This window comes from Paenibacillus sp. E194, assembly GCF_000935845.1.
Lineage (GTDB): Bacteria > Bacillota > Bacilli > Paenibacillales > Paenibacillaceae > Paenibacillus_B > Paenibacillus_B alvei_B.
Window position 1 is genome coordinate 1 of sequence record NZ_JMDX01000065.1, and the last position, 26378, is coordinate 26378.

Consider the following 26378-nt stretch of genomic DNA (forward strand, 5'->3'; position numbering starts at 1 on the left):
GGAGATTCAATGACGATGGCAGGAAGAAATGAAAGCAGAATTGCATTTGAAGCAGCTTGGATTAAAGACGGAGTACCCGTCAGACTATGCACCAGACATTTTGGAGTCATTCGACAACAAACATCCTAACCGGGATTATTTCGTCAAATTCAATTGTCCGGAATTTACAAGTCTATGTCCGATTACGGGACAGCCAGACTTTGCGACCATTTACATCAGCTATATCCCGGGTGTGAAATGTGTGGAGAGCAAGTCGCTTAAGCTGTATTTGTTCAGTTTCCGCAACCATGGCGACTTCCATGAGGATTGCGTGAACATCATAATGAATGATCTGATTAAGCTGCTTGATCCGAGATATATCGAGGTATGGGGCAAATTTACCCCGCGTGGCGGCATCTCGATTGATCCGTACTGCAACTATGGCCAGCCGGGTACGAAGTATGAAGAGATGGCTGCCCATCGACTGATGAACCATGATATGTATCCAGAGAAGGTAGACAACCGCTAAGGTATAAGATGCTGGCAACGACTGAGCAATCACAATAAATAGAGCAAGCGAAGAGAGAGAGTATACGTTCATAGTATAATCCTCTCTCCTTGCTATAGTTGCAGTTCTAATCTTCAATCTCCTTCATAAGCTAGTGTTGAGAAGGAGGGGTACATGCCATGGTTGATTTCAATAAGCCAGCGGCCAAGCGCCAAGAAGTGAAGATGATGAACCGCAAGCTCCTCGAGATTAGCGGAGTGAGCAAGGTAGAGAGCTTCGACAGTGAGGAGTTCCTGCTTGATACAGAATGCGGCTTCTTGACGATAAGTGGCCACAATTTGCATATTAAAAATTTGAGCCTGGAACAAGGCTTGGTTGCCATCGAAGGTACGGTCAACTCCCTGACCTATTTGGATGCGAATGCGCAGGACAAGTCGAAGGGCTTTTTCGGTAAGTTATTCAAGTGAACCTCCATACTCAATGGATGACCGTGATGCTCATGATGATGAGCGGACTTGCGCTTGGTCTGGTGTTCGACAGCTACCGTGTCGTCGCAGGCCAATTCAAGTTTCCACGGTGGACGCTGCCTGTATTTGATCTGCTCTATTGGCTGGCAGCGACGCTATTCGTGTTCCAAATGCTCGTGAAGGGCAATCAGGGAGAATTAAGATTTTATGTGCTGCTTGGTCTGGCAGCAGGCGCATGGCTGTATGCTGTATTCCTTAGCAGAATAACCGTCTTGATTGTGAAATGGTTGGTTGCCGCCATAAAGGCCCTATGGCGCTTCGCAATGCGGTGTGTGTATGTGCTTATTGTACTGCCACTCAAAGGGATATGGGCAGGAATAAAGGCACTTACATTATTTTTCATATCGTCTGCTATGTTCCTCCTCAAAATTGTGCTACAATGTTTACGACCGCTCTGGCTGCTCATCGCATGGTTGTTCAAGCCACTTGTCATGCCGCTATGGAACCGATTCGGAATGACGGAACGGTGCAAGGGCATATGGCAAGGGCTGATATCAGCCGGCAAGCGCATTTCCGCGTGGCTCATTGGTGTACGTCGCCAGATGAGGCGGTTGCTTGACCTGTTTAGACGCAAGCGCTAGCGGGTAAGGTGTATCGTGAGCTACTGATACAAGGGGGTGCACGTATGTCGGTGTCTAAATCCCGAAGACATACTCCAAGCCGCAACCAAGATAACAAAATAGCGGGAGCCAAGCGCAGATTGCGCATGTGGCTGATCTTCATGGCCTTGTTTATAGGGTGGGGCACGTATACGTACTTCAGTCAATTGAACACGATGGAAGAGCTTCGCTCAGATTTGAAGGCGCGTGAGAAGGAGAAGGGCGAAGTCGAGCAGGTTCGCAACGATCTGCGTACAGAGGTCGATCGGCTCAATACAACGGAATACATACTGCAATTGGCGCGAAGCCGAGGTATGGTGCTTCCGGACGAACTCCTCATCCGCAAACACGACGAATAGAGCGTAAAATCAGGACAACCGTCGGTTGACCAATGTTGCGCCATTACAGTATAATCACGACATAAGCATTGCTTTTGAGCAATGTTCCGTTTAACATTTTAAGGGAGGAACATTTTATTCTATGACAATTGAAGTGGGCACCAAGTTAGAAGGCAAGGTGACAGGGATTACGCATTTTGGAGCGTTCGTTGATCTGTCGGGGGGTGTCACGGGACTGGTTCACATCTCTGAAATTGCCGATAACTATGTCAAGGACGTGAATGACCATTTAAAGATTGACGATGCAGTCACGGTCAAAGTTATTAACGTCGACAAGGACGGCAAGATCGGCTTGTCTATTAAGCAAGCAGTCGATAAACCTGTAACGGAACAGAGACCTCCAAGAGGACCTCGTCCGGACCGTCCTCCAGGAAGAGACGGGGGCAATAGCAGGTATGGACACGGGAACCGGGATCGGGGGGGACGCAAGTCGCCTAGTTTCGCTTCTTTTGAGGATAAGATGTCGCGCTTCCTTAAGGATAGTGAAGAACGCATTTCTTCTTTGAAGAAGAATACGGAATCCAAGCGTGGAGGCCGTGGAGCACGCCGCATGTAATCGTCCAGGACGACAACGTAAATAAAGCCGCAAGCCGGGCAACCGGTTTTGCGGTTTTTTTGCGTGTGCATATAAGCAAAACATGTAGACATTTGGACGCCACAATCTGACGGGATCGCCGTTTCCTTGCTGCAAAATTGCTGGCAAAACTTTTTTTGTCGTGTCGGCCTGCCTGTACGACAGGTTCTTACGCCTTTCCGTATGCTTTATTGTCAAATGGCCGTCGACCCTAGCGGATGAACGACAAAAATATGACATCTCCTCTTCAAAGCTGCTTAAGTGGAGATCGCCCAAACCCCTGACACGCCGCACATATTTTGCACTGGAAAACGCTTGCGACGCTTGTCGGAAAGTTTTTTTGGCCCCTTTCCTTTTTATGACAAACTATTTCTATCTCCTTTTTTATAATGAGAGGCACACAATTCATAGAATAGGTGGTGCCAAATGATGAGTAAGACAAAGATCATTCCATTTCCAAAAAGAGGCTGGCAGGATATCAAGGAAGAAGGAACCGGATGGATGAATGCTCCTAGCAAATGGCGTCTGGACGGATTCCAACGTATGCTAGGTACGCGCAAATGGACGATTATGTTCGTCCTGATCGGCTTCCTTCTTGGTCGTGCCATGATCTTGAATGAATTATTCCCGTTTGCGGCTGCCTTTTTTGCGGTTGTATACTTTTCGCGCCGGGAGCTGGCTACGTGGGTTGGAACTGCATTGTTGGCCGGAAGCTTGTTCGCTCCAGAGCAAATTACGCTAATGATGGGGATGCAACTGCTGCTCATTGTTCTCATGTATCGTGGATGGAAGGCTTATGATAGACGTTCAGATATGAACATCGCACCATTGATGGTGTTTACGGCTAGTCTTATTGTGAAGCTGTTCGTCACTTTTCTATCACACTCTTTCACTTGGTATGCCCTAGCAATGGATGTTACAGATGCGGCGCTTGGCTTCGTCTTAACGCTCGTATTTGTTCAAGCCCTGCCCGTACTGACGATGAGTAAACGCAATTATACGCTTCGTGTGGATGAAATGATTTGCCTAATGATTCTGCTTGCTTCTATGATGACAGGTGCTGTCGGCTGGAGTGTACAGGGCATGCAGCTGGATCATATTTTATCACGCTATTTCGTTCTTCTATTTGCTCTAGTTGGCGGGGCACCACTAGGCGCATCAGTAGGCGTTGTGCTTGGACTAATCCTTGGTCTTGCAGAGCCGAGTTCACTATCTCAAATGAGCGTATTAGCCTTCTCTGGTCTGCTTGCAGGACTGCTGCGGGAAGGGAAACGCTGGGCAGTTGCCTTCGGTATGCTGCTGGGTACGGCAATCTTATCGGTCTATATTGGCCCGCCAGAGCAGGTCATGGTATCGACATGGGAGACGATAGCCGCAGCTGCCCTATTTCTGCTTACTCCCAAATCCATATGCCGCACATTGGCTAAGTATGTCCCAGGGACGAGTGAGCATACGAATTCACAGCATGAATATGCGAAGCGCATGCGCGACATGACGGCAGAGCGTGTCCAGCAGTTCTCCAAGGTATTCGATCAGCTGTCACACAGTTTCAAGCAGGCTGCACCTACGGCAGCTGGTGATGCACCTGCGCAGGTAGGTGAGGAAGAGATATCGGATGGAGTTATTGAGGCCGCATCTGTGGTTACATGCGGGGCATGCCCGCGAAGGCAGGCATGTTGGGGCCGCAAGTCGATTCAGACGATGACGATGATGAAGCAAATGCTCGTGAAGGTGGAGGGGAACCCGGAGTTCGCATGGAAGGACAAGCCGCTCCCTCACTCTTGGAAGACACATTGTCTGCGGGCGCACCAGATGCTTACGGTGCTGCGAGATCAGCATATTCGGCACATACATGAGGAACATTGGCGCAGGCAGCTGCAGGACAGTCGCCAGTTTGTAGCTGAGCAGTTATCAGGGGTTTCACAGGTCATGGATGACTTAGCGAATGAAATTCAGCGCGAGGGCAGAGAACTGTTCATGCAGGAAGAGCAGATCCGTCAGGCCGTAGAAGATCTAGGATTGTCGGTTCACCGTGTAGATATCATGTCACTGGATCCTGGGCGTGTGGAGATTGAAATGGTGCATTCCTTCACGGAAGGATATGATGAATGCCGCAAGCTGATCGCTCCCCTGTTGTCAGATATATTGGGCGAGCATATTGCCGTACGGGACGAATCCATTACCAGATCGGAAGGGCAGGGTATTGTCTCCTTCGTAACAGCGAAGGCCTTCGAGGTTGATACAGGGATGGCGGGTACTGCCAAGGGAGGTGGAATGCTGTCGGGAGATAGCTTCAGTGCGCTCGAACTGGGCAGCGGAAAGTTCGCAGTTGCCTTAAGTGACGGAATGGGGAATGGAGAGAGGGCGCGTTTGGAGAGCAGTACAGCACTTCATTTGCTTGCTCAGCTGCTTCAGGCAGGAATTGAGGAGCAGCTGGCGATCAAGTCCGTCAATTCGGTACTGACCCTTCGATCTCCTGATGAAGTGTATGCAACGCTAGATTTAGCAATTATTGATTTATTCTCCGCCAAGACGATGTTGATTAAGAGTGGCTCTACACCAAGCTTCATTAAGCGAGACGAAGAGGTCCATTTAGTTTCCTCAAACAATTTGCCGATAGGTATATTACAGGATATTGATATTGAATTGGTTGACACATCTCTATCGCCGGGCGATATTGTGGTGATGATGACAGACGGGGTATTTGATGCGCCTGGGCCAGCCGTTAATAAGGAATTATGGATGAAGCGGCTCATCCAGGAGCTCGAGACGGACGACCCGCAGGAAATTGCTGATCTCCTGCTAGAGACTGTCATCCGGCATTCGGGCGGATGTATTGATGATGATATGACCATTGTTGTCACGCGTGTAACGAGACATCGACCACAATGGGCGACTCTGCATTGGAGTGGGGGTGATCGAATCGAACGGCCGATGCCTGTCAGTTGATTATCCAAAAACAGACTATGATCGATTATTCCTCCATTGCTTCTAAGACTTCTCCAGAGGGGGATGAACTCTCACACTATGGTTAAACTCTCCTATTATGGGGCACACTAGAACTAGATTCATAGTGACCATAGGGAGATGAATGAGGATGATGAAGCAAATTCTTCTCATTACGGATGGATGCTCCAATGTAGGCATTCAGCCTGCCCTTGCCGCCGCGGAGGCAAGGGAGAATGGAATAACGGTCAATGTAGTCGGCATTGTTGATTATGGTACAATTGGGCAATTGGGTGCTTGCGAGATTGAAGAGATTGCTAGTGCAGGTGGTGGTGTAAGCCGCATCGTGCAATCGCATGAGCTGTCGCAGACGATTCAGATGATGACGCGTAAGACAGTAGTGCAGACGATACAGCAGGCTGTGAATAAGGAATTGAAGCTAATTCTGGGCGATGCTGCAACTGATGGTGTGCAAGCACTCCCACCGGAGAAGCGCTCTGAAGTGGTTCGTGTCATGGACGATATGACGGAACAGTCAGCGCTCAAGGTGGCGCTGCTTATTGATGCTAGTGCAAGCATGAAGCCGAAGCTGGCCGCAGTTGAGGAAGCGATACGGGATTTAATGCTTAACCTGCAAGCACGAAGCGGCAAGAGTGAGCTGTGTGTATTTCATTTTCCTGGCCCATATGGGGGAGAGGAAGCAGTACAGGACTTAGAGTGGACGGATGAGATCACGCGTGCGAAGAAGTTGTTCCAGCGACTGAATATGCGTGGGACAACACCGACTGGCCCGGCTTTGCTGCAAGTCATAGATTATTATCGTACGGTACCTCGCACTGTGAACAAGGAAGCAGAAGTGGTGCCTATTAATCATCATGAAAGAATGGAAATGGACGGGGTATGGAGTGACTACATCGTTTAAGGAAAGGCGACAACTCAATAAAGCATCTCAAAAACCCCAAAAGGGAGACTCCCACAGCCAGTTGCGGGCAGGCATGGTGCTGCATGGGGTATGGAATCACCGTGCCTATCGGATTGAGCGTCTTCTTGGAAGTGGCGCCAATGGGGTAGTCTATCTGGTGACGATGCTGTCGGCCCCTAATGATGGACGTGGGGGAGCGATAGGCCCCTTTGCGTTGAAAATAAGCGCCAACGCCGTTGATCTCCAATCGGAAGTGAATGCGCTTGGCAGTCTGGAGAAGCAGCGGCGAACATCCTCCCGAACATCATATCACCAAGACAATCGTCCCTTCCTTGTTGATGTAGATGATGCAGATATGAATGGGGAGCGTATATCCTTTTATGTAATGCGCTATGTTCCAGGTGATAGTATTAAAGCTTACATCCGGAAGAAGGGCCCCAGGTGGTACGGTATAGTGGGAAGCAAACTGCTGGCGAAGCTGCATAATGTACATCGGCATGGATGGGTATTCGGCGATCTTAAGGCGGAAAATGTCATTGTAGGTAACGGCGGAGAGGTTGAGCTTGTTGATTATGGAGGATTAACGAGCAGAGGGAAGAGCGTAAAGCAATTCACTGAAATGTATGATCGGGGGTATTGGCATGCGGGCTCGCGTACCGCAGATGATGGATATGATCTGTTCTCATTTGCCATATTGACGATTCAGGTGCTCGGGGGAAAGGAGCTCCGTGAGCGCATGAAGCGGGCATTGCCCCAAATGCGGGAAGTAAAGGAAGTATTGGAGCTTATTCATACCCATCCTGTCCTGCGGCATTATGAGTCATGGCTTGTCCATGCGTTAAAGGGGACATTTTCCAATTCGGAAGAAGCGTGCCGGATGTGGGATGAATTAAGTCGCCGCTTACATCGATCGGGGATGCGGCCATATCGGCCAACTCCGCTATGGATGAAGTGGCTTTTTGCTGTATCTGTTATTTTGTTTGTAATTAGTATCGCATGGTGGACAGGAAGCTTCTATTAATTTTATAGCCTAAAATTGTGGTATATTGGTAACAATCATATGCATCTTATCCGTAGGAACAACGTAGTTATACATACATACTTATTAAGAAGATGTTCGAATTGGAAGTGGGTGAACGCAATCGACTTCCGATGGATGCAGTGCAGGCTTCACGGGCTCGATTGGTAGCACGCTAATTTTGAACGTGCTTCATCGATTTGGTATGCTTCATACATAGCAAGATGGACATGAACCTGCACGTGCGTGGAGCTTTATTGCGGAAGCATGCAGGTGCTTGAATGAATGCCGGGAATCGGGGATGAATAATGACAGCAGGACAATCAGCGAACGGTGAGCAATTCAATGCTTGGGACAAATGGATAGAGCAATTGGAAGCCGAGTGGTGTATGAGAGGTCTCTGGGGTGCAGGTGCTGTAATGGTAGTAGCTGTATCAGGCGGCCCGGATTCGATGCTGCTTCTACATGCACTGGCTGCATTGAATGAACGAAGTGACTGCAAGCCGGGCAGGCTCATTGTTGCCCATGTTCATCACGGATTTCGCGGGCAAGAATCAGATGAAGAGGCCAGATTCGTCGAGAAGGAAGCGGCAAGATTGGGACTTCCATTTGAGATGATCCGGGTTGATGCTCCTGGTTTAGCGAAGCGGGAAGGACTTAATCCTCAGGCGGCAGCAAGGCTGCTTCGTTATGAGTTCCTCATCCGTACTGCCAGTCAATATGGAGCTACTCATGTTGCGCTTGCTCATCATGCGGATGACCAAGCCGAGACCGTACTTATGCGCTTAATAAGAGGAACAGGCAGCACAGGGTTAGCTGGTATGGCGTGGAGCCGGGAAGAAGTAGGGTTGCTCTTTGTTCGGCCATTGCTAATGCTGCGTAAGGTGGAAGTGCTCCATTGGTGCTCAGTGCGGGACATTCCATATGTGAACGACAGCAGCAACACCAAGCGTAGTTATTTTCGCAATCGGATGCGGCTGGATATTATCCCTCAGCTTGAGGAGGAGAATCCAAGACTTGTTGAAGCGCTCTGCAGGATGGCGGACTCACTGCGTGATGAAGATGATTATATGGAAGCGGAGACCCGTAGGTTGTTTCATCGTCACGTAAAGGCGGTAAACGATGGTAGGTCTGGTGACAGCAATGCCGCATTATTTATTCCGCATGTGCAGGCGGGATATATTCTTGATCGGAACACCTTTCTAGGATTACATGTTGCTTTACAACGCAGGTTGATTAAACTAATATTAAATTATCTTACACGAGGTTCGGATCAGATTGATTTTGAAGCCGTTGACTCAGCAAGAGTGAGAGCAGCAGGCGAGTGTTCGACTACGTGGAGGGTGGATGTTGCTCAAGACATTGTATTTGCGCGTGAATATGAGCGTTTGCTATGGCTTCGGATACACCATGATTCTACAGAAGGTGCAGACTGCAAGACTGGCTTTACGATACATAGAACCGATGCAATGGGGCAATTGTCATTACCGAATAACAACAGCACACTGCGGTGGACGGCTGTGGCAGAAGTGAAGGCTGGCAGCGATGCCGGAAGGAGCGAGAGCTTTTCAACAGGTCAACATCATCACGGACAGGCTTGGGAAGCTTCATTCGATGCTGAAAAGCTGTGTTGGCCGCTTGTTGTTCGTACTCGGCAGCCAGGAGATCGGATGCGGGTGCAAGGACTAAATGGCAGCAAAAAAGTGCAAGATATGTTCGTTGACTTGAAAATCGCGCCGTCATTGCGTGACACGATTCCTCTTGTTGCGGACGCGAACGGACACATTGTGTGGATACCTGGAGTGCGGCGTTCTAATGCGGCATATGTGCAGCCTTCGACACAAGCGGTCGTTCATTTTGCACTGGAGGGCGGAGCCCATGAGCGATCTGTCCATCCATGAGGTAACGAAGACATAGCCGGTCATTGGCTTGCCGCATGGAACGATTAACGTTCACATAAGATTGAGTATTCACAATAGGAGGGCCCATCATTGCATAACGACATTGAGAAGGTAGTATTTAGCGAGGAACAGCTTCAAGCAAAAGTACAGGAATTGGGTGAACAGATTAGCCGCGATTACGCTGGCAAATGTCCGCTCGTTATTTGCGTGCTCAAGGGTGCGTTCATTTTTATGGCCGATTTGGTCAAGAATGTTACAGTACCGTTGGAATTGGACTTCATGGCGGTATCCAGCTATGGCGCATCAACGAAGTCTTCGGGCGTTGTGCGTATTATGAAGGATTTGGATGTATCGGTTGAAGGCCGCGACGTTCTCATTGTGGAGGACATTATTGATACAGGGCTGACCCTCAGTTACTTAATTGAGGTGCTTCAGGGCCGCAAGGCGAACTCGATCCGTGTAGTTACTCTGTTCGATAAGCCGGCGCGTCGCACCACTAATATGGAAGCAGACTACAAAGGCTTCGTTCTGCCCGATGAGTTCATCGTTGGGTACGGACTTGATTTTGCTGAGAAGTATCGCAATCTTCCATACATTGGCGTATTGAAGCGTGAGATTTATTCCGACGAGGTGTAGAATCATTCATTCTCATCGCTTAGATGGTCAAGTTGTGATGGCAATACGTGCTATGATACAATAATTTCGTGTCTTTGAGAGGAGGTTGGGGATGAATCGCTTTTTAAGAACTCTGGTTTTTATCTGATTCTTTTTCTAGTCGTGGTCGGCATTGTCCAATTCATTGGCAACGGCGGAGAAGCCACGGAAACCCCGAGATATGACCAGTTTCGCAAAGAGTTAGCGGCCAACAATATAGACGAAATGACGATTCAATATGAAGGTCGGGCATATTTGGTCATCGGTAAATATAAGAAAATTCCAGATGGACAGAAATCTCAGCAGTTCGTAACGTATATTCCAGATAGCTCACCAGCTATTGAGGAGATTATGAAGGCCGATACGGCACAGCAATCCCTCAAGCTTACGTGGAAGAAGATGGAGGAGCAAAGCCTATGGCTGACGGTCCTGACTTCCTTTATTCCATTTGTGATCATGTTCATCCTGTTCTTCGTCTTCTTTAATCAAGCTCAGGGTGGCGGCGGCAAGGTCATGAATTTCGGCAAGAGCCGTGCTCGCTTGTATAATGAAGAGAAGAAGCGTGTTACCTTCGAAGATGTTGCAGGGGCGGATGAAGAGAAACAGGAATTGGTCGAGGTCGTCGAATTCCTTAAGGATCCGCGCAAGTTCGCAGCACTCGGCGCACGCATACCGAAGGGCGTTCTTCTTAACGGTCCTCCAGGTACAGGTAAGACATTGCTTGCACGTGCTGTTGCAGGCGAAGCAGGAGTTCCTTTCTTCAGCATATCAGGTTCTGACTTCGTTGAAATGTTCGTCGGTGTCGGTGCATCCCGTGTGCGTGACCTGTTCGAAAATGCGAAGAAAAATGCTCCTTGTATTATCTTTATTGATGAAATCGATGCTGTTGGTCGTCAGCGCGGCGCCGGTCTTGGCGGCGGTCATGACGAGCGGGAGCAGACGCTTAACCAATTGCTCGTCGAGATGGACGGCTTCGGCGCCAATGAAGGAATTATCATTGTCGCAGCAACGAACCGACCAGATATTCTTGATCCAGCATTGCTCCGTCCAGGTCGTTTCGACCGTCAAATCACAGTCGATCGCCCTGACTTGAAGGGCCGGGAAGCTGTATTGAAGGTTCACGCGCGCAACAAGCCGCTGAACAAGAACGTGAAGTTGAATACAATTGCCAAGCGTACAACTGGATTTACTGGTGCCGACTTGGAGAACTTGCTGAACGAAGCAGCATTGCTTGCAGCGCGCAAAAACCATAAAGACATTACGATGACAGATGTGGACGAAGCAATCGACCGTGTTATCGTAGGGACAGAGAAGCGCAGCCGCATGATCAGCGATCGAGAAAAACGTATTGTCGCGTTCCATGAAGCCGGTCATACCATTATCGGATACTTCTTGGAACATGCAGATATGGTGCACAAGGTTACGATTATTCCTCGTGGACGTGCTGGCGGATACGTCATCATGCTGCCGAAGGAAGATCGTATGCTTACAACAAAGCAAGAGCTTCTGGACAGAGTTACAGGTTTGCTTGGTGGTCGGGTTGCTGAGGAATTGTTCATCGGCGAAATCGGCACAGGCGCTTATAGTGACTTCCAGCAAGCAACACGTATTGTGCGCAGCATGATTATGGAGTACGGCATGAGCGAGAAGCTCGGCCCAATGCAGTTCGGCAACCGTCAAGGAGAAGTATTCCTTGGTCGTGACCTTGGTCATGAACAGAACTACTCTGATGCGATTGCTTACGAAATCGATCAGGAGATGCAGCGTATCATGAACGATTGCTACGAGCGTGCGAAGGCATTGCTTACGAAGCATACTCGCGAAATGAACCTCATCGCCAATACATTGCTTGAGTTGGAGACACTCGAACTTGATCAAATCAAGCAATTGATCGAGAATGGCCACATCTCCGATAAGAAGTCAGATGGAGATGAGTCTGCCAGCACATCGGTGACAGGCGGCACATCTTCCAGTACGCCAATTATTGAGACAACTGGCGATGTGAAGGTGAACCTTGTTGGCAAGCCAGAGAAGCTTGGCCCTACGCAGTGGGATTCCCCAGCTGATGCTAAGCCGGAAGGCGACATTCCGAACGGAACCTCTCCAGAGGACTTCCGAAGTAATGAGCCACAGGCGGTTGAACGTCCAGATGCTCCTTCCGAGCAGTCCGAGACGAATACAGAAGCCACAGGCAATCCGGATGACAACAAGAACAACAAGCAATAGAATAGCCCTCATTCGCCGATTCGGCGATTGTAAAGAGTGCACCATAGCGTGCACTCTTTTTTTATGCTTATTGAAATATTAGCGCAGTCTCGATTGTGAATTGACACAGCCATAGGCGTTGTGTAAATTAAGTGTTAATGACTACAACAAGCGGGAGACCATACGTGCAGATCATAATCACGGTTTTCGTGCCGTACTGCATGATAGATTTTTCACTTGGGTGTGGGAGCTCGTGTCTGATGGAATGATGGAAGTTCTGTTGGCACGAGCGATACTATAATCTGTCATCGTACAACGTTGCCACCGTTGATGATGCGTCATGCAGGTGTTCTTCTGACCTGCTAGTAGCGTAAAGAATACATCAAGATTGAAGCAGCGGGCGAGTTCACGCTCTACCGTTCGCGGCAAAGCGTTGATCGGTGTCGATGTCAATTCCGTATAAGCGTTTCCATGGTTATAACGGTCGACATCAATCTTGACTTGAATGCGAAGAAAGAGGGATAGACTGTGATTCTCGTTATCGATGTAGGAAATACAAATATTGTTCTAGGTGTATATCAGCAGGAGACGCTGCAGCATTTTTGGAGGCTGTCCACGAATCGTCAAGCGACAGCGGATGAATATGGTGTCATGATCCACAACTTATTCTCACTGGCAGGGCTTTCGGTTAAGGATATCGATGGAGTTATTATCTCGTCTGTCGTTCCTCCGATTATGTCTACGATGGAACTCTTGTGTGAGACGTACTTGTACAAGACTCCGCTTATCGTAGGGCCAGGCGTGAAGACAGGGTTGAATATCCGATATGAAAACCCGCGTGAGGTTGGTGCAGACCGCATCGTAAACGCGGTTGCTGCCATCGACCAATACGGTGGTGAGATGCCGCTTGTAGTTGTCGATTTCGGTACAGCGACAACTTTTGATGTGATTGATGTGCAAGGCAATTACTTGGGCGGGGCAATCGTTCCGGGGATTGGCATCTCTACTGAGGCGCTCTATCAGCGTGCAGCGAAGCTCCCTCGTATTGAACTGACGAAGCCGAAGTCCGTTATTGGCCGCAATACGGTTCATTCCATGCAGGCAGGCATCATATTCGGATACGCCGGACAAGTTGATGGGATCGTGGATCGCATAAGCCAAGAACTAGGCGCACAACCTAAGGTCGTTGCAACAGGTGGCTTGGCGGAGCTCATTGCAAGCGAATCGCGTACAATTGATACGACGAATCCCTTGCTGACCCTTGAAGGACTGCGTCTCATTTACAATCGTAACCAATAATATAGAGAAATCGTTGTAAACTGTCATTCGTTTTTAAAATATGTAAGGCAACAGGAGGCACTCATGGAAGAGAGCAAGCAACAACAGAACATCACTCAAGATACCGTGCAGGATATGCTTATCCGTGGGACAGGATTAGGTGGAAAGGTACGGATTTTTGCTGCGCGCACGACTAACTTGGTTAATGAGCTGCAACGTCGCCACGGTACATACCCAACAGCAACAGCTGCATTAGGGCGTACAGTAACGGCTGCTGCAATGATGGGTGCGATGCTGAAGGGCGAAGAGAAGCTTACGGTACAGGTGAAGGGTGATGGCCCCATTGGTCAGGTCGTTGCGGATGCCAACGCGCGTGGAGAGGTTCGCGGCTATGTGACACATCCCCAAGTTCATTTGGCAAGCAACGCCGAGGGCAAGCTGGATGTTGCGGGAGCAGTAGGCCGCAGCGGCTTCATTCACATTACGAAGGATCTAGGCTTGAAGGAGCCTTACCGTGGAAGTTCTCCGATTATTTCGGGAGAACTGGGTGAGGACTTTACGTATTACTTTGCAACCTCGGAGCAGACGCCATCCGCAGTCGGGCTTGGCGTACTCGTAGACACTGACAATTCTGTACTACATGCAGGTGGATTCATTATTCAATTACTGCCAGGCTTGTCTGATGAGGAAATAACGGAGATTGAGCAATCGTTAAGTACATTACCTCCGGTAACAGCCTTGCTTGATCAAGGTATGGAGCTTGATGAGCTGGTAACATGGATCGTGAAGGATGTTCACATTATGGATCGGATGCCGCTTGTGTTCCAATGCCAATGCTCAAGAGAACGCGTGGAAAGCACGCTTATTAGCTTGGGACAGGAAGAGCTGCAAGCGATTATTAATGAGGATCATAAAGCTGAAGTTGTATGTCATTTCTGCAACGAGGCATATGCCTTCAATCGTGATGATCTTGAGAAGCTGGCTGCTGCGGCAGTAACGAAGAAGACGCAATCGTAAAGTAAGTGTAAGCACAGGCGTGCTACAAGGAAATATGAGGTAAGGGAAGCAAGCGATATGACGAGAGAAGTCAAGAGCTTATGGGGCTGTATTATTATATTGTTTGCCTGTGTGATCGTGCTTGCAGGCATACTTATTTCACGGCTCGATGTTCCGGTCGGGCCCCCCGAAGCTGCTTCATCCGATTCCTCATCAGTCGTTGCGTCAGTTGGGTCGCATAAGATTACGCGTGCAGAGTGGAACAGAGAATTGGAGCAGCAGTACGGTGGGTTAGTACTGGAGCAGATGCTGACGAACCGAGCGGCTGAGCAGGAAGCGAAGTCGCTGGGGGTTGAGGTGACCTCTGAAGAAGTTACCCGAGAGATTAAGCGTCAGATGAAGGGTTATGAAAGTGAAGAGGCTTATTACCAAGCAATGAAAGAACAACTAGGAATGAGTCCGGAGCAATTAAGCCAAGACATGCGCAATCAACTCCTATTGGAAAAAATCGCAACGTACGGCATTGATATCGGTGATGCTGATATTGACGAGTACATGCGTGAACATAAGGGTGAATACGAGCCAATCAACTCCTATCAAATGGCACATATAACGGTATCGAACATCGCTGACGCGGAAGCAATTATTGGCCGCATTAAGCAAGGGGAATCTTTCGGTTTCCTTGCAGGCGAGCTTTCTCTTGACTCCTTCTCTTCACAGCAGGGTGGGAGAATAGGGTGGATTGATGAGGATGATCCATTCATCGATCACGCGGAACTGAACCAAGTGTCCCTGATGGAAGTAGGCGATACCTCGAATCCAGTTAAGATTAAGGATGGATATGCGATTATCCAGCTTACTGGCAAGAAGGAAGTAAGGCCTGAACAACACGATGAAATGCGTGAGCGTATTCGCAAAGAAATCGCGCTGGAGAAATCTCCTCCATTAGTACAATGGAGAAAAGCGCTCCGAGAGAAATACGGCGCGTCAATTGCAGATTCAGCCTTTTCATCACAGTAAGTGGTGACATGAATAGCAGTCCGTCCGAATAAGATGATTTATTCGGGCGGGCTTTTTGTTATTTTTCAGACAAAGAACGAGAAAACTTGGAATATTTTTGAGTAGGTCTATTGACATTCGACTATCGGCTTGCTAATATAAATTAAAACCTAGTGAATTAGTCGGAAATATTTCAATTCCTATTAACCTGTGGGAGGGCTCTCTATGCCAAGAATCGTCAATAGCGTGACCGAACTAATCGGGGATACTCCACTTGTACGCCTGAATCGAATTGTACCGGAAGATAGCGCCGAAATTTATGTGAAGCTGGAATATCAGAATCCGGGCTCCAGTGTCAAAGACCGGATCGCAATAAGTATGATTGAGGTAGCCGAACAGGAAGGCATATTGAAGCCGGGAGATACCATTGTAGAGCCGACGAGCGGCAATACGGGCATTGGGCTTGCAATGGTAGCTGCTGCGAAGGGATATAAGGCCATATTGGTTATGCCTGAGACGATGAGCATTGAGCGCCGCAATCTCCTGCGCGCATATGGGGCTGAGCTTGTGCTTACTCCGGGGGCAGAAGGAATGAATGGTGCGGTTCGCAAGGCTGAAGAGCTGGCACAAGAGAACCCTACTTATTTTATCCCGCAACAATTCAAGAACCAAGCGAACGTCAAGATTCATCGGGAGACGACAGGTCCAGAAATTGTTGAAGCAATTCAATCGCTCGATGGCAAGCTGGATGCGTTTATCGCTGGCATTGGCACAGGGGGAACAATCTCTGGTGCTGGTGAAGTGCTGAAGGAGAACTTCCCTGGCATTCAAATTGCAGCAGTAGAGCCAGCCTCATCTCCATTATTGTCTGGAGGCAAGCCGGGCCCGCACAAAATCCAAGGGATCGGGGCAAACTTCGTACCTGATATATTGAACCGTGAGATTTATAATCGAATTATTACGGTTGAGAATGAAGATGCATTTGAGATAGCGCGTCGTGTTGCGAAGGAAGAAGGCATCTTAGTCGGCATTTCTTCGGGGGCAGCGATCTATGCTGCATTGCAGCTTGCGAAGGAATTGGGAGCCGGCAAGCGTATTGTTGCAGTCGTACCAAGCAACGGCGAACGTTATTTAAGTACACCGTTATTTAATTTCGAAGATTAAGGAATGAATACATCCCCCCATCCAGCTGCGTACTTGGAAGCATAATGCTTCTGTACGATAGCTTGAGATGGGGGGATTTTTATATGAAGGAAAATGCAGAAAATGTAAGTGGTTCATCTTTTCATCCGTAGTCTCATTGTTTATACTAATCAGTAATCCGATAATGATTATCATCCAAGGAAAGTTGGGATCGATAAGCAGGGATGATGGACTAGGGTGAAGAGGTGGTCATATGGTTCAATCAACAGTAGCAAGTGGACAGGCGCTTATCACACAAGAGCAATGGCGCTGTTATATCGATAATCAATACACGATCCTTCCGTACGTGGTTAAGTATGAGTTGCAGGAAGGAAGTACGCACATTCCTTCTTGGGAATCAGCATGGGCAGATGCTGGGCAGAGCACCTTCCTACTGGAGAGCGGGAAGGGTGGACGCTATACGATTGTGGGGTTAGACCCCGAATCTATGATTAGAGGGAAGGGGTATTCTGCACACATCGTAATGTCAGACGGAAATGAACAGGTACGCAAGGGAGCTCCGTTAGATGTGGTGAAGGAATGGATGTCACCTTACCGTGGGCCACGCATAGAGGGGCTTCCGAAGTTCACTGGGGGATGTGTCGGCTATATAAGCTATGACATTGCTAGATCCATTGAGCGGCTCCCCGAATTGGCGGTGGATGATTTGGATCTTCCCGATTATGTGTTCATGCAAATGAATGAGCTATGGATTGTCGATCATGACGAACAAGCGCTATACTGTGCGGTCATGACGGAGGTTGATCAAAGCATCTCACCGGCGTACAAGCGCCAAATGAAGGAGGATGAGTCCTCCAGTCAGACCGCTGAATCCAGATATGAGGAATGGGTATCTATCCACTATGAGCTTGCTTGCCAGCGTGCAGATAAGTTGAAGAAGCGCTGGGATGTCTGGTGGGAATCTTGCCGTATGGATGAGGTGAAGCAGGCCGCTGAGCTTCGTCGCCTCTGTCTGAAGGAAGGCAATCTTCTCGATGTGGATGTGCTGGAAGGTGTGCAGACGGCATTCCCGAAGGAGGATTTCGAGGAGGCTGTACGGCAGATTCAGCAATATATTGGTCAAGGTGATGTTTTTCAAGTAAACCTGTCCATGAGACAGATGCGTGCGCTGCGTGAAACTCCAGAACGGCTCTATGAATGGTTAAGGGTGCTTAACCCATCTCCATACATGGGACTGCTTCGTTTCCCTGACTTCCAGCTTGTATCTTGTTCCCCCGAGCTTCTGGTTGGCCTAAAGGATGGGGAAGTGAGCACTCGTCCGATTGCAGGCACGAGACGGAGAGGGCATACCCCGGAAGAGGATGCCCGCATGGCAGAAGAGCTGCGTACGAATGAGAAGGAGCGGGCCGAGCATATTATGCTCGTTGATCTGGAGCGCAATGACGTTGGACGCATATCGGAATACGGCTCCGTGCGGGTGGATGAGTTAATGACAATTGAATATTACTCGCATGTTATGCATTTGGTTTCTGAGGTGAAAGGGAAGCTGGCGGCCGGCAAGGACGCTTTCGATGTGTTGCGAGCGACATTCCCTGGAGGGACGATTACAGGAGCGCCGAAAGTGAGAACAATGGAAATCATCGAAGAATTGGAGCCAGTACGAAGAGGGCCGTATACGGGATCATTCGGCTGGATTGACTATAATGGCGACATGGAATTTAATATAATTATCCGCACCATGACCGTAAAGGATGGTGTAGGTCATATTCAGGCGGGAGCGGGCATAGTTATTGATTCCGATCCAGCGCGTGAATATAAGGAGAGCTGGAACAAGGCGAAGGCTTTGTGGAAGGCAGTACAGTTGAGCGAACGCGACATGATGGAGCGGGGAGACTAGATTAGGTAAGGCATGCCGCTGGGTATGGCCGAGAGAGGATGAGCTTAGCATGATACTTGTTATCGACAATTATGATTCTTTTACGTATAACTTGGTTCAATATTTAGGGGAGCTTGGGGAGCAGGTGGAAGTATACCGCAATGACGAAATCGACATTGAAGGTATTGAGAAGCTGCAGCCGGATCATCTGCTGCTGTCTCCTGGGCCGTGCACACCGAACGAAGCAGGAATAACACTTGATGTCATTGCACATTTCAAGGGCAAAATCCCTATCTTCGGTGTATGCTTAGGTCATCAGGCAATTGGACAGGCATTTGGCGGGAAGGTTGTCCGTGCACAGCGATTGATGCACGGGAAGACATCCCCAATCTATCATGAGGGACAGTCGGTGTTTGAAGAGCTGCCAAGCCCGTTTACAGCAACTCGCTATCATTCCTTATTGGTGGAGCGAGAGTCACTCCCGGAATGTCTCGAGATTACGGCTTCTACAGAAGAAGGCGAAATTATGGGGCTTCGGCATAGAGAATATCCGATTGAAGGAGTCCAATTCCACCCTGAGTCGATCATTACGGATCACGGGCATCAGATGCTGCGCAACTTTTTAAAGTCGAAGGCGAGCGTTTAATGGATGTTATCGGTTGGAATGGGAAGGTAGTAACTGTCGATCAAGCCGCGGTTTCTGTCATGGACCACGGCTTTTTATACGGCATGACCTTGTTTGAAACGATGCGTACCTACGGAGGAAAGCCCTTCTTGTTGGAGCGGCATATGGAGCGGTTGACATCGGCTTGCAGAGTGCTTGGTATCGACTATGTAGAGGATATGGGGCGTGTTGAACGTCATATTCGAGAAGTGATGGATGCAAACGGTCTGATGGAGGCGTATATTCGTTACACCGTAAGTGCGGGCGAGAATGGTTTCGGCCTGCCACAAGAAGTGTATACACATCCGAATGTGCTAGTGCTTGTGAAGTCGCTTCCTGCCTTGCAGGAAGAGCTGTATGAATGCGGCAAGCCATTGCAGCTGCTTCGTACACGGCGGAGTGGGCCAGAGGCAGACGTGCGCTTTAAGTCGGGACAATACATGAATAATATCGTCGCTAAGCGGGAGTTATCACAAATGGATTCATCCGCATTAGGGGCTGAGGGGCTCATGTTGGATCACAATGGACATGTATCCGAGGGCATCGTGAGCAATTTGTTTTTTGTTCAGGATGGTCGTCTGCACACACCAGATGTATCGACCGGTATACTTCCTGGTATTACAAGGCAGTGGGTCATGGAGCTGGCGGGCCAGTCAGGTATGCATGTGGAGGAAGGTAAGTATGGTTGGGGACAGCTATGGAAGGCAGATGAAGTATTCCTGACAACCTCCATTCAGGAACTTGTACCGGTGACGACTCTTGTCGATGCGGAAGGTGAGAAGAGACAAGTGGGCGATGGATGGATAGGTGCTTGTACGCGTAAGTTGCTGAATCTGTATCGCGCCTCTACAGTTCAGAGGATGTAGTTTATTGAGATTGATTTAGATAGTGCATGAAACTTGCGAATAGTAGGTTCCGATAAGCCTGGTGGGATAAGAAATTTTAAGTTGGATCAGCTACGATGGCAGGGAGGGGGATGCGTATATGTTGCAGCCAACATTTTGGAAGCACACGTATAAATGGAATCAAGCAGAATTAATACTGGGCAACCGTACCTTGGTACAAGGGATATTGAATGTTACGCCGGACTCTTTCTCTGATGGAGGATGTTATGATCGCATCGATCGTGCAATCGAGCATGCCAAGGAAATGGTCGCACAAGGAGTAGACATTATCGATATAGGCGGAGAGTCAACGCGCCCTGGCCATGAACCGGTCGGAGAAGCAGAGGAGCTGCGCCGCGTTATTCCCGTTATAGAGGCGCTTCATGAGGCAATGCCTCATATCCCATTGTCCATCGATACGTACAAGGCAGAAGTAGGTAGACAAGCGTTAGAAGCGGGAGCTCATATTTTGAATGATATTTGGGGCTGCAAGCGTGAGCCGGAGATGGCACGTGTCGCAGCTTCCTATGGCTGTCCCATCATTTTGATGCATAACCGTCCTGAACGGAATTATGAGCGGTATGTGGATGATGTGAAGCGGGATTTGCTGGAGAGTGTGGCGATTGCCAAGGCAGCGGGTGTCGAAGAACGAAATATTTGGCTGGATCCGGGGATTGGTTTTGCCAAGGACTACGAGGATAACTTGGAACTCATGCATCATTTGGATGAGCTTGTTGAACTTGGGTACCCAGTATTGCTGGGAACTTCGCGCAAGCGGTTCATTCGTGAGACGCTGCAGCTTCCCATGGATGCTCTTATTCAAGGGACGGCGGCTACGGTTGCGTTGGGAGTAGCCCAAGGCTGCCAAATTGTGCGGGTGCACGATGTAGCGGAAATCGCTCAGACCGTTCGTATGTGTGATGCTATGCTGTATCCAAGAAAACGGAATGGAGCCGCAGAGAAGTAAAGGCGTGACATCACCCTATTTTGGCATAGAAGAGGAGTATATTCATGGTGAATACGAAAGTATCGAAACCTGACCGTATGCAGCTGCATCGGATTGAATTGTTCGGGCGGCATGGTGTATTTGAAGAGGAACGGAAATTGGGCCAGCGCTGGATTGTTGATCTTGACTTGCAAATAGATCTGCGCACGGCAGGCGTATCTGATCAGTTGGAGCATTCGATCAACTATGCCGAAATCTACAATACCGTGAAGCAGATTGTTGAAGAAGAGTCCTACCAGCTTGTCGAAGCATTGACAGAACGTATTGCAGCAGTCCTATTGGAGCAATATGCATTGATTGCAGAAGCAACAGTACGCGTAACGAAGCCGAACCCACCGTTCGATATACATTTCCAAGGCGTGACGATTGAGATGACGAGAATACGAGTGGAATCGAGTTCAAGCGGGAGTGGGGCATAGCAAATGGATGGAATGAAGACGGATTTCTCCGGTAGCGAGCTGGAGAAAGCAGGAATGGATTACAATCCAGTGACACATACTGGAGAGCAGACTGCTTATATTGCACTTGGCGCAAATATTGGTGAGCGGGAGCGGGCCTTGTATGATGCGTTGACACATCTTCAAGCTCAGGAGCAGATTCAAGTTGTGCGATGTTCTGCAATTTACGAGACAGATCCGGTTGGATATGAGGATCAGCCTGCCTTTCTAAATATGACAGCTTGTGTTCGGACAACGTTGCAGCCTGATGAGCTGCTGATGGCGATGCTTGCGATTGAGAAGCAAATGGGGCGTGTGCGGGATATTCGTTGGGGCCCGCGCGTCATTGATTTGGATTTGCTATGGATGGGCGATACTTCATGGAATACAGACCTGCTTACATTGCCGCATCCTCGTATGGGAGAGCGGCTGTTCGTACTCGTGCCGCTTGCTGATATTGTTCCGAAGTCGGCTGTCGAATTGCACGCATTCGTTCATCATGCCTTGGGAACACTGGATGGGAAGGAAGGTATTCGGAATTGGAGTCCTTGCAAGTGGCCAAGCGAATCCGGGCTTTCCGCAAGCTTCGAGGATTGACGCAGCAGCAGCTGTCTGAACGCGTGCGCATCTCAGTATCCGTGCTCGGTGAAATAGAGCGGGGGAATCGACAGCTTGATGAGCAGATGATGAAAGAAATATGCAAGCAATTAAATATTTCACATGATGAACTGGCATCACCGGGTTCCTTTCGGTAAAATGGAACATTGGTAATCCTGTTTTGTATAGATAACCGTGTGGCATATTGGCCGCATGGATAGGGATAGAGTTGAAAGGAGTGCGAGCAATGCTGAAAATTGCAAATATAGAAATGAAAAACCAAGTCGTGCTTGCGCCCATGGCTGGGGTGTGCAATCCTGCCTTCCGTCTCATTGCGAAGGAATTCGGATGCGGACTCGTATGCGCAGAAATGGTTAGTGACAAGGCGCTTGTACATGGCAATGAGCGTACCCGTGAGATGCTGTATGTAGACGATCGGGAGAAGCCTCTTAGTCTGCAGATTTTTGGCGGGGATCGAAAATCGCTCGTCGAAGCAGCCAAAATTGTCGATAAAGATTCAAATGCCGATATTATTGATATCAATATGGGGTGCCCTGTTCCGAAGGTAACAAAGTGTGATGCAGGTGCTCGCTGGCTCCTTAACCCGGAGAAAATCTATGAGATGGTGTCGGCCGTTGTTGATGCTGTTGATAAACCGGTTACGGTGAAGATGCGCATCGGCTGGGATCACGATCACATTTATGTAGTGGAGAATGCCAAGGCTGTTGAGCGTGCTGGTGGTCAAGCGGTCAGTGTACATGGACGCACACGCGAGCAGTTGTATACGGGTCAAGCGGACTGGAGCTATATTCGCCAAGTTAAGGAAAATGTCTCGATTCCGGTTATCGGCAACGGGGATGTGTTCTCTCCAGAAGACGCGAAGCGTATGCTGGAAGAGACAGGATGCGACGGCGTCATGATTGGACGCGGTGCACTCGGAAATCCGTGGATGCTGTATCGCACGATTGAATATTTGACAACAGGAGAGCTGCTTCCAGATCCGTCGGCAGAAGAGAAAGTTCGTATTGCGCTTGTTCATATGGATCGCCTCATTGCGCTTAAAGGCGAGCAGGTTGCAGTGAAGGAGATGCGTAAGCATCTGGCATGGTACTTGAAGGGATTGCCTTCTGCCGCGCGTGTGAAGGATGCCATCATGGAAGAAACACGCCGCGATGAAGTTGCCCGCATGCTGGAGGAGTATGTACGTCAAGTGAATGAGAAGCAAGAGGCTGAATCAACGGTTCAGTAATTACTGATATAGAAGCCGTTACGGGCGCATGTTCAGGGGATCAAAGCGTTTTCAAGGGCATGTGCGGTCTCATTGACTTTTGCAAATCCATCCCATATAATTCAACAATAGAAAATTGGCCTCGGGCTTGGTGTATATTACACGACTATGTATGACAAAGAACGACCAAGTTGTGGAGTCATGATGTGGCAATCAAGCCATATGATGAACTATAGCATTCGCATCGGCTGCATTCGCATCGATCGTTGTTAGCGGCCCTGAGGCTGGATGCGAAATATATCATGACAGGAGAATCGGTAAGATGAGCGATAAAGAAGTCATTCTGACCCAGGACGGTCTGAAGAAGCTGGAGGATGAGCTTGAAAACCTCAAATCCGTTAAACGTCGTGAAGTGGCAGAGCGGATTAAAGTAGCGATCGGCTACGGCGACATCAGCGAGAACTCCGAATATGAAGATGCGAAGAATGAACAAGCATTCATTGAAGGTCGTATCATTACATTGGAAAAAATGCTTCGCAACGCACGGATCATTAACAACGATGAAATTGACACAGATCTAGTGAGCATTGGTTCGACGGTAATCGTTGAGGATTTGGAATTCGGCGACAAGATGGAATATACAATTGTCGGTACTGCTGAATCCGATCCATTGAAGAACCGGATTTCGAATGAAAGCCCGGTAGGTAAGGCAATTTTGGGCAAACAAAAGGGCACAACTGTGGACGTGAACGTTCCTGCAGGCGTGATTCAATACAAAATTCTCGAGATTAAGCGCTAATCGACTGCCGCTGAGCAGTTTGTGGCGTCAAACATGAGAAGTTGGGATGAAAGCTTCCATACATGGAAGCTTTTTTCACCAATCGGCGGTGTGAGAAGTGAGGACATTATCCCCTTTTTTTCATGAAAAGAAATGAAAGAACATGAAAGCATAAGTGCTGTTCCCAAGCATTTATCATACATCATGGAATATTGCGATTTAATTATACAAGGAGTGGAGTGTAATGACGGACGTCGTCAATCAAGAAACGGAATTAAGTGAATTGCTGCAAATTCGCCGCAACAAATTGGACGAGCTTCGCAAGCTGGGCGTAGATCCGTTCGGAACAAAATATGAGCGTACAGCAACTGCCAAAGAAGTGCTCGATAAGTATGATGGGATGGAGAAGGATGAGCTCCAAGAAGCAGGTGTAGAGGTTAGCCTTGCAGGACGTATCATGGCTAAGCGCGGCATGGGTAAAGCTAGCTTTGCGCACATCCAGGACTTGTCCGGCCGTATTCAAATTTATGTTCGTCAAGATACAATCGATGAGAAAAAATTTGAAGCTTACAGCCTGCTTGACCTAGGAGACATCATTGGTGTTCGTGGTACGGTATTCAAGACGAAGACAGGTGAATTGTCCATTAAAGTGCTGGAGCTTGAGATTTTGTCGAAGTCGCTCTTGCCGCTTCCAGAGAAATACCATGGCCTGAAGGACGTAGAAATGCGTTACCGTCAGCGCTATGTTGACTTGATTATGAACCCGGATGTTCAGCAGACGTTCGTCACTCGCTCGCGTATTATTCAATCGATGCGTCGCTATTTGGATTCCCATGGATACTTGGAAGTGGAGACACCAACACTCCATGCAATCGCTGGTGGTGCGGCAGCACGTCCGTTCATCACGCATCATAATGCACTCGACATGCAACTCTACATGCGTATTGCGATTGAGCTCCACTTGAAGCGCCTGATCGTGGGCGGATTGGAGAAAGTGTATGAAATCGGCCGCGTATATCGCAACGAAGGGATTTCAACACGTCACAATCCGGAATTCACAATGATCGAATTGTATGAGGCATATGCAGATTTCAACGACATCATGAACCTGACGGAAAATCTGGTTGCGCATATCGCGCAAGAAGTGTTGGGTACAACGAAGATTCAATATCAGAACCACGAAGTTGATCTGACGCCGCAATGGCGCCGTGTAACGATGGTGGATGCAGTTAAAGAAGTGACAGGTGTTGATTTCTCCGCACAGATGACAGACGAAGAGGCGCATCGCGTTGCGAAGGAACACAATGTGAAGGTAGAGCCGCACCATACATTCGGTCATATTCTGAATGCATTCTTTGAAGAATTCGTAGAAGAAACATTGATTCAGCCAACATTCGTTACGGGGCATCCGGTTGAAATTTCTCCGCTTGCGAAGAAGAACGACAAGGATCCTCGCTTCACAGATCGCTTCGAACTGTTCATCGTTGCGCGTGAACATGCAAATGCATTCTCCGAGCTTAATGATCCAATCGATCAGCGTCAACGCTTTGAGGCGCAATTGGAAGAGCGTGAGCATGGTAACGATGAAGCACATGAAATGGACGATGACTTCATTCGTGCATTGGAATACGGCATGCCTCCAACAGGTGGACTTGGCATCGGTGTAGACCGCCTCGTTATGCTGCTTACGAATGCGCCGTCTATTCGTGATGTACTGTTGTTCCCTCACATGCGTGAGCGCAGCAACTAAGATAAATGTGCAATAGTAGGGATCGCTCCTAGGTTTAGGCCTAGGTTCGATCCTTTTTTAATTCGTTCAGGGTCACTGATACTCCATTAGAAAGAAAGTAAATAGGTTATGGATCAATGGCTTCATTTCTATATAAGGGGACTCATATGCGGATGAATCATCATTAGGTGTAGTGATGATATGTGTAGAAATGTCAGGGGATACTGCTGAGGAATTCGGGTACATGGCCTAAATGTAGAAAAATGAAAAAACATGTATGCTCGAATGAATGAAGATGATAAGATGGATGTTGCTTATGGTTTAGTGGGGCATGCAGATAGCTGCTATTATTGTGTACGATCATGAATATAGCCTATAGCTGTGTAAAACAGGGGCGAATGGGGTAGTTATAAGTAAGGCCAATCGAAATACGAATCACGATAAAGCCTTTTGCAGTGCGGTTTTATGCACAGTTCAATAGGGGAGATCGTATAAAATTGAAATAGTAATTTTTTACCTGTTGCACACTGTT

General features: G+C 48.5%; 25 protein-coding genes. All 25 read left to right on the top strand.

Going from position 1 to position 26378, the window contains the following annotated elements:
• The first annotated feature begins 28 nt into the window (after positions 1-28).
• The 25 genes from queF (at position 29) to lysS (ending at position 25867) form a co-directional block, all read left to right on the top strand.
• The gene (queF, locus tag AZ66_RS11370) at positions 29-508 is read left to right on the top strand and encodes a preQ(1) synthase (RefSeq protein ID WP_044354974.1); all 480 of its coding nucleotides are present in this window, start codon (positions 29-31) and stop codon (positions 506-508) included.
• A gap of 158 nt (positions 509-666) precedes the next feature.
• Positions 667-954 (top strand): sporulation protein YabP, encoded by a 288-nt coding sequence (gene yabP, locus AZ66_RS11375; RefSeq protein WP_044354975.1) that lies wholly within the window; start codon positions 667-669, stop codon positions 952-954.
• Positions 951-1595, top strand: a complete 645-nt coding sequence (gene yabQ / locus AZ66_RS11380) for a spore cortex biosynthesis protein YabQ (protein ID WP_044354977.1) — start codon at positions 951-953, stop codon at positions 1593-1595. The genes yabP and yabQ overlap by 4 nt, the downstream gene beginning before the upstream one ends.
• 44 nt (positions 1596-1639) lie before the next feature.
• Positions 1640-1972, top strand: a complete 333-nt coding sequence (locus AZ66_RS11385; protein WP_021260687.1) for an FtsB family cell division protein — start codon at positions 1640-1642, stop codon at positions 1970-1972.
• 121 nt (positions 1973-2093) lie between these two features.
• The gene (locus AZ66_RS11390) at positions 2094-2567 is read left to right on the top strand and encodes a S1 domain-containing RNA-binding protein (protein WP_021260686.1); all 474 of its coding nucleotides are present in this window, start codon (positions 2094-2096) and stop codon (positions 2565-2567) included.
• Positions 2568-3014: 447 nt separating this feature from the next.
• Positions 3015-5534 carry a stage II sporulation protein E gene (gene spoIIE, locus AZ66_RS11395; protein WP_044354979.1) on the top strand — a complete coding sequence of 840 codons (2520 nt, stop codon included), beginning with the start codon at positions 3015-3017 and terminating at the stop codon, positions 5532-5534.
• Between the two features lie 151 nt (positions 5535-5685).
• The gene (locus AZ66_RS11400; RefSeq protein ID WP_036620337.1) at positions 5686-6453 is read left to right on the top strand and encodes a VWA domain-containing protein; all 768 of its coding nucleotides are present in this window, start codon (positions 5686-5688) and stop codon (positions 6451-6453) included.
• Entirely contained in the window at positions 6407-7474 is a 1068-nt protein-coding gene (locus tag AZ66_RS11405; protein ID WP_082061545.1) for a protein kinase domain-containing protein, read from the top strand. The genes AZ66_RS11400 and AZ66_RS11405 overlap by 47 nt, the downstream gene beginning before the upstream one ends.
• Positions 7475-7779: 305 nt before the next feature.
• On the top strand, positions 7780-9372 hold the full coding sequence (gene tilS, locus AZ66_RS11410; RefSeq protein WP_052648480.1) for a tRNA lysidine(34) synthetase TilS: 1593 nt from the start codon (positions 7780-7782) through the stop codon (positions 9370-9372).
• A 90-nt stretch (positions 9373-9462) separates the two neighbouring features.
• Entirely contained in the window at positions 9463-10008 is a 546-nt protein-coding gene (hpt, locus tag AZ66_RS11415; RefSeq protein ID WP_021255195.1) for a hypoxanthine phosphoribosyltransferase, read from the top strand.
• Positions 10009-10149: 141 nt separating this feature from the next.
• The gene (gene ftsH, locus AZ66_RS11420) at positions 10150-12252 is read left to right on the top strand and encodes an ATP-dependent zinc metalloprotease FtsH (RefSeq protein WP_269433074.1); all 2103 of its coding nucleotides are present in this window, start codon (positions 10150-10152) and stop codon (positions 12250-12252) included.
• A 507-nt stretch (positions 12253-12759) separates the two neighbouring features.
• A complete protein-coding gene (locus AZ66_RS11425) occupies positions 12760-13530 on the top strand; it encodes a type III pantothenate kinase (protein ID WP_021255197.1) in 771 nt (256 codons plus the stop codon).
• A 63-nt stretch (positions 13531-13593) separates the two neighbouring features.
• On the top strand, positions 13594-14526 hold the full coding sequence (gene hslO / locus AZ66_RS11430) for an Hsp33 family molecular chaperone HslO (RefSeq protein WP_021260680.1): 933 nt from the start codon (positions 13594-13596) through the stop codon (positions 14524-14526).
• 57 nt (positions 14527-14583) lie between these two features.
• On the top strand, positions 14584-15525 hold the full coding sequence (locus tag AZ66_RS11435) for a SurA N-terminal domain-containing protein (protein WP_044354981.1): 942 nt from the start codon (positions 14584-14586) through the stop codon (positions 15523-15525).
• 204 nt (positions 15526-15729) lie between these two features.
• Positions 15730-16668: a cysteine synthase A gene (cysK, locus tag AZ66_RS11440; protein ID WP_021260678.1), complete on the top strand. Its 939-nt coding sequence runs from the start codon at positions 15730-15732 to the stop codon at positions 16666-16668.
• A gap of 232 nt (positions 16669-16900) precedes the next feature.
• Positions 16901-18544, top strand: coding sequence for an anthranilate synthase component I family protein (locus AZ66_RS11445; RefSeq protein ID WP_044354982.1), 1644 nt, complete (start codon positions 16901-16903; stop codon positions 18542-18544).
• A gap of 49 nt (positions 18545-18593) precedes the next feature.
• Positions 18594-19169 carry an aminodeoxychorismate/anthranilate synthase component II gene (gene pabA / locus AZ66_RS11450; protein ID WP_021260676.1) on the top strand — a complete coding sequence of 192 codons (576 nt, stop codon included), beginning with the start codon at positions 18594-18596 and terminating at the stop codon, positions 19167-19169.
• Complete coding sequence (locus AZ66_RS11455) at positions 19169-20053, top strand: aminotransferase class IV (RefSeq protein WP_044354983.1); 885 nt, start codon at positions 19169-19171, stop codon at positions 20051-20053. The genes pabA and AZ66_RS11455 overlap by 1 nt, the downstream gene beginning before the upstream one ends.
• Positions 20054-20171: 118 nt before the next feature.
• A complete protein-coding gene (gene folP / locus AZ66_RS11460; RefSeq protein WP_044354984.1) occupies positions 20172-21038 on the top strand; it encodes a dihydropteroate synthase in 867 nt (288 codons plus the stop codon).
• Between the two features lie 44 nt (positions 21039-21082).
• A complete protein-coding gene (folB, locus tag AZ66_RS11465) occupies positions 21083-21496 on the top strand; it encodes a dihydroneopterin aldolase (RefSeq protein ID WP_044354985.1) in 414 nt (137 codons plus the stop codon).
• A gap of 54 nt (positions 21497-21550) precedes the next feature.
• Positions 21551-22111, top strand: a complete 561-nt coding sequence (gene folK / locus AZ66_RS11470) for a 2-amino-4-hydroxy-6-hydroxymethyldihydropteridine diphosphokinase (RefSeq protein ID WP_044354992.1) — start codon at positions 21551-21553, stop codon at positions 22109-22111.
• On the top strand, positions 22054-22269 hold the full coding sequence (locus AZ66_RS11475) for a helix-turn-helix domain-containing protein (protein ID WP_044354987.1): 216 nt from the start codon (positions 22054-22056) through the stop codon (positions 22267-22269). The genes folK and AZ66_RS11475 overlap by 58 nt, the downstream gene beginning before the upstream one ends.
• 89 nt (positions 22270-22358) lie before the next feature.
• A complete protein-coding gene (dusB, locus tag AZ66_RS11480; RefSeq protein WP_005545599.1) occupies positions 22359-23360 on the top strand; it encodes a tRNA dihydrouridine synthase DusB in 1002 nt (333 codons plus the stop codon).
• A 301-nt stretch (positions 23361-23661) separates the two neighbouring features.
• Positions 23662-24138, top strand: a complete 477-nt coding sequence (gene greA, locus AZ66_RS11485) for a transcription elongation factor GreA (RefSeq protein ID WP_021260669.1) — start codon at positions 23662-23664, stop codon at positions 24136-24138.
• Positions 24139-24361: 223 nt separating this feature from the next.
• Positions 24362-25867: a lysine--tRNA ligase gene (gene lysS / locus AZ66_RS11490; protein ID WP_021260668.1), complete on the top strand. Its 1506-nt coding sequence runs from the start codon at positions 24362-24364 to the stop codon at positions 25865-25867.
• Positions 25868-26378: the final 511 nt, after the last annotated feature.

What these genes read in the sequence shown, in the direction of transcription:
- dusB (WP_005545599.1), top strand. Translation starts at nt 22,359, where the DNA reads ATGCTGAAAATTGCAAATATAGAAATGAAAAACCAAGTCGTGCTTGCG.
- AZ66_RS11385 (WP_021260687.1), top strand. Translation starts at nt 1,640, where the DNA reads ATGTCGGTGTCTAAATCCCGAAGACATACTCCAAGCCGCAACCAAGAT.
- spoIIE (WP_044354979.1), top strand. Translation starts at nt 3,015, where the DNA reads ATGAGTAAGACAAAGATCATTCCATTTCCAAAAAGAGGCTGGCAGGAT.
- AZ66_RS11405 (WP_082061545.1), top strand. Translation starts at nt 6,407, where the DNA reads ATGAAAGAATGGAAATGGACGGGGTATGGAGTGACTACATCGTTTAAG.
- folK (WP_044354992.1), top strand. Translation starts at nt 21,551, where the DNA reads ATGGATTACAATCCAGTGACACATACTGGAGAGCAGACTGCTTATATT.
- folB (WP_044354985.1), top strand. Translation starts at nt 21,083, where the DNA reads ATGGTGAATACGAAAGTATCGAAACCTGACCGTATGCAGCTGCATCGG.
- tilS (WP_052648480.1), top strand. Translation starts at nt 7,780, where the DNA reads ATGACAGCAGGACAATCAGCGAACGGTGAGCAATTCAATGCTTGGGAC.
- AZ66_RS11390 (WP_021260686.1), top strand. Translation starts at nt 2,094, where the DNA reads ATGACAATTGAAGTGGGCACCAAGTTAGAAGGCAAGGTGACAGGGATT.
- lysS (WP_021260668.1), top strand. Translation starts at nt 24,362, where the DNA reads ATGACGGACGTCGTCAATCAAGAAACGGAATTAAGTGAATTGCTGCAA.
- folP (WP_044354984.1), top strand. Translation starts at nt 20,172, where the DNA reads ATGTTGCAGCCAACATTTTGGAAGCACACGTATAAATGGAATCAAGCA.
- queF (WP_044354974.1), top strand. Translation starts at nt 29, where the DNA reads ATGAAAGCAGAATTGCATTTGAAGCAGCTTGGATTAAAGACGGAGTAC.
- AZ66_RS11400 (WP_036620337.1), top strand. Translation starts at nt 5,686, where the DNA reads ATGAAGCAAATTCTTCTCATTACGGATGGATGCTCCAATGTAGGCATT.
- AZ66_RS11455 (WP_044354983.1), top strand. Translation starts at nt 19,169, where the DNA reads ATGGATGTTATCGGTTGGAATGGGAAGGTAGTAACTGTCGATCAAGCC.
- hslO (WP_021260680.1), top strand. Translation starts at nt 13,594, where the DNA reads ATGGAAGAGAGCAAGCAACAACAGAACATCACTCAAGATACCGTGCAG.
- pabA (WP_021260676.1), top strand. Translation starts at nt 18,594, where the DNA reads ATGATACTTGTTATCGACAATTATGATTCTTTTACGTATAACTTGGTT.
- greA (WP_021260669.1), top strand. Translation starts at nt 23,662, where the DNA reads ATGAGCGATAAAGAAGTCATTCTGACCCAGGACGGTCTGAAGAAGCTG.
- AZ66_RS11435 (WP_044354981.1), top strand. Translation starts at nt 14,584, where the DNA reads ATGACGAGAGAAGTCAAGAGCTTATGGGGCTGTATTATTATATTGTTT.
- AZ66_RS11445 (WP_044354982.1), top strand. Translation starts at nt 16,901, where the DNA reads ATGGTTCAATCAACAGTAGCAAGTGGACAGGCGCTTATCACACAAGAG.
- yabP (WP_044354975.1), top strand. Translation starts at nt 667, where the DNA reads ATGGTTGATTTCAATAAGCCAGCGGCCAAGCGCCAAGAAGTGAAGATG.
- cysK (WP_021260678.1), top strand. Translation starts at nt 15,730, where the DNA reads ATGCCAAGAATCGTCAATAGCGTGACCGAACTAATCGGGGATACTCCA.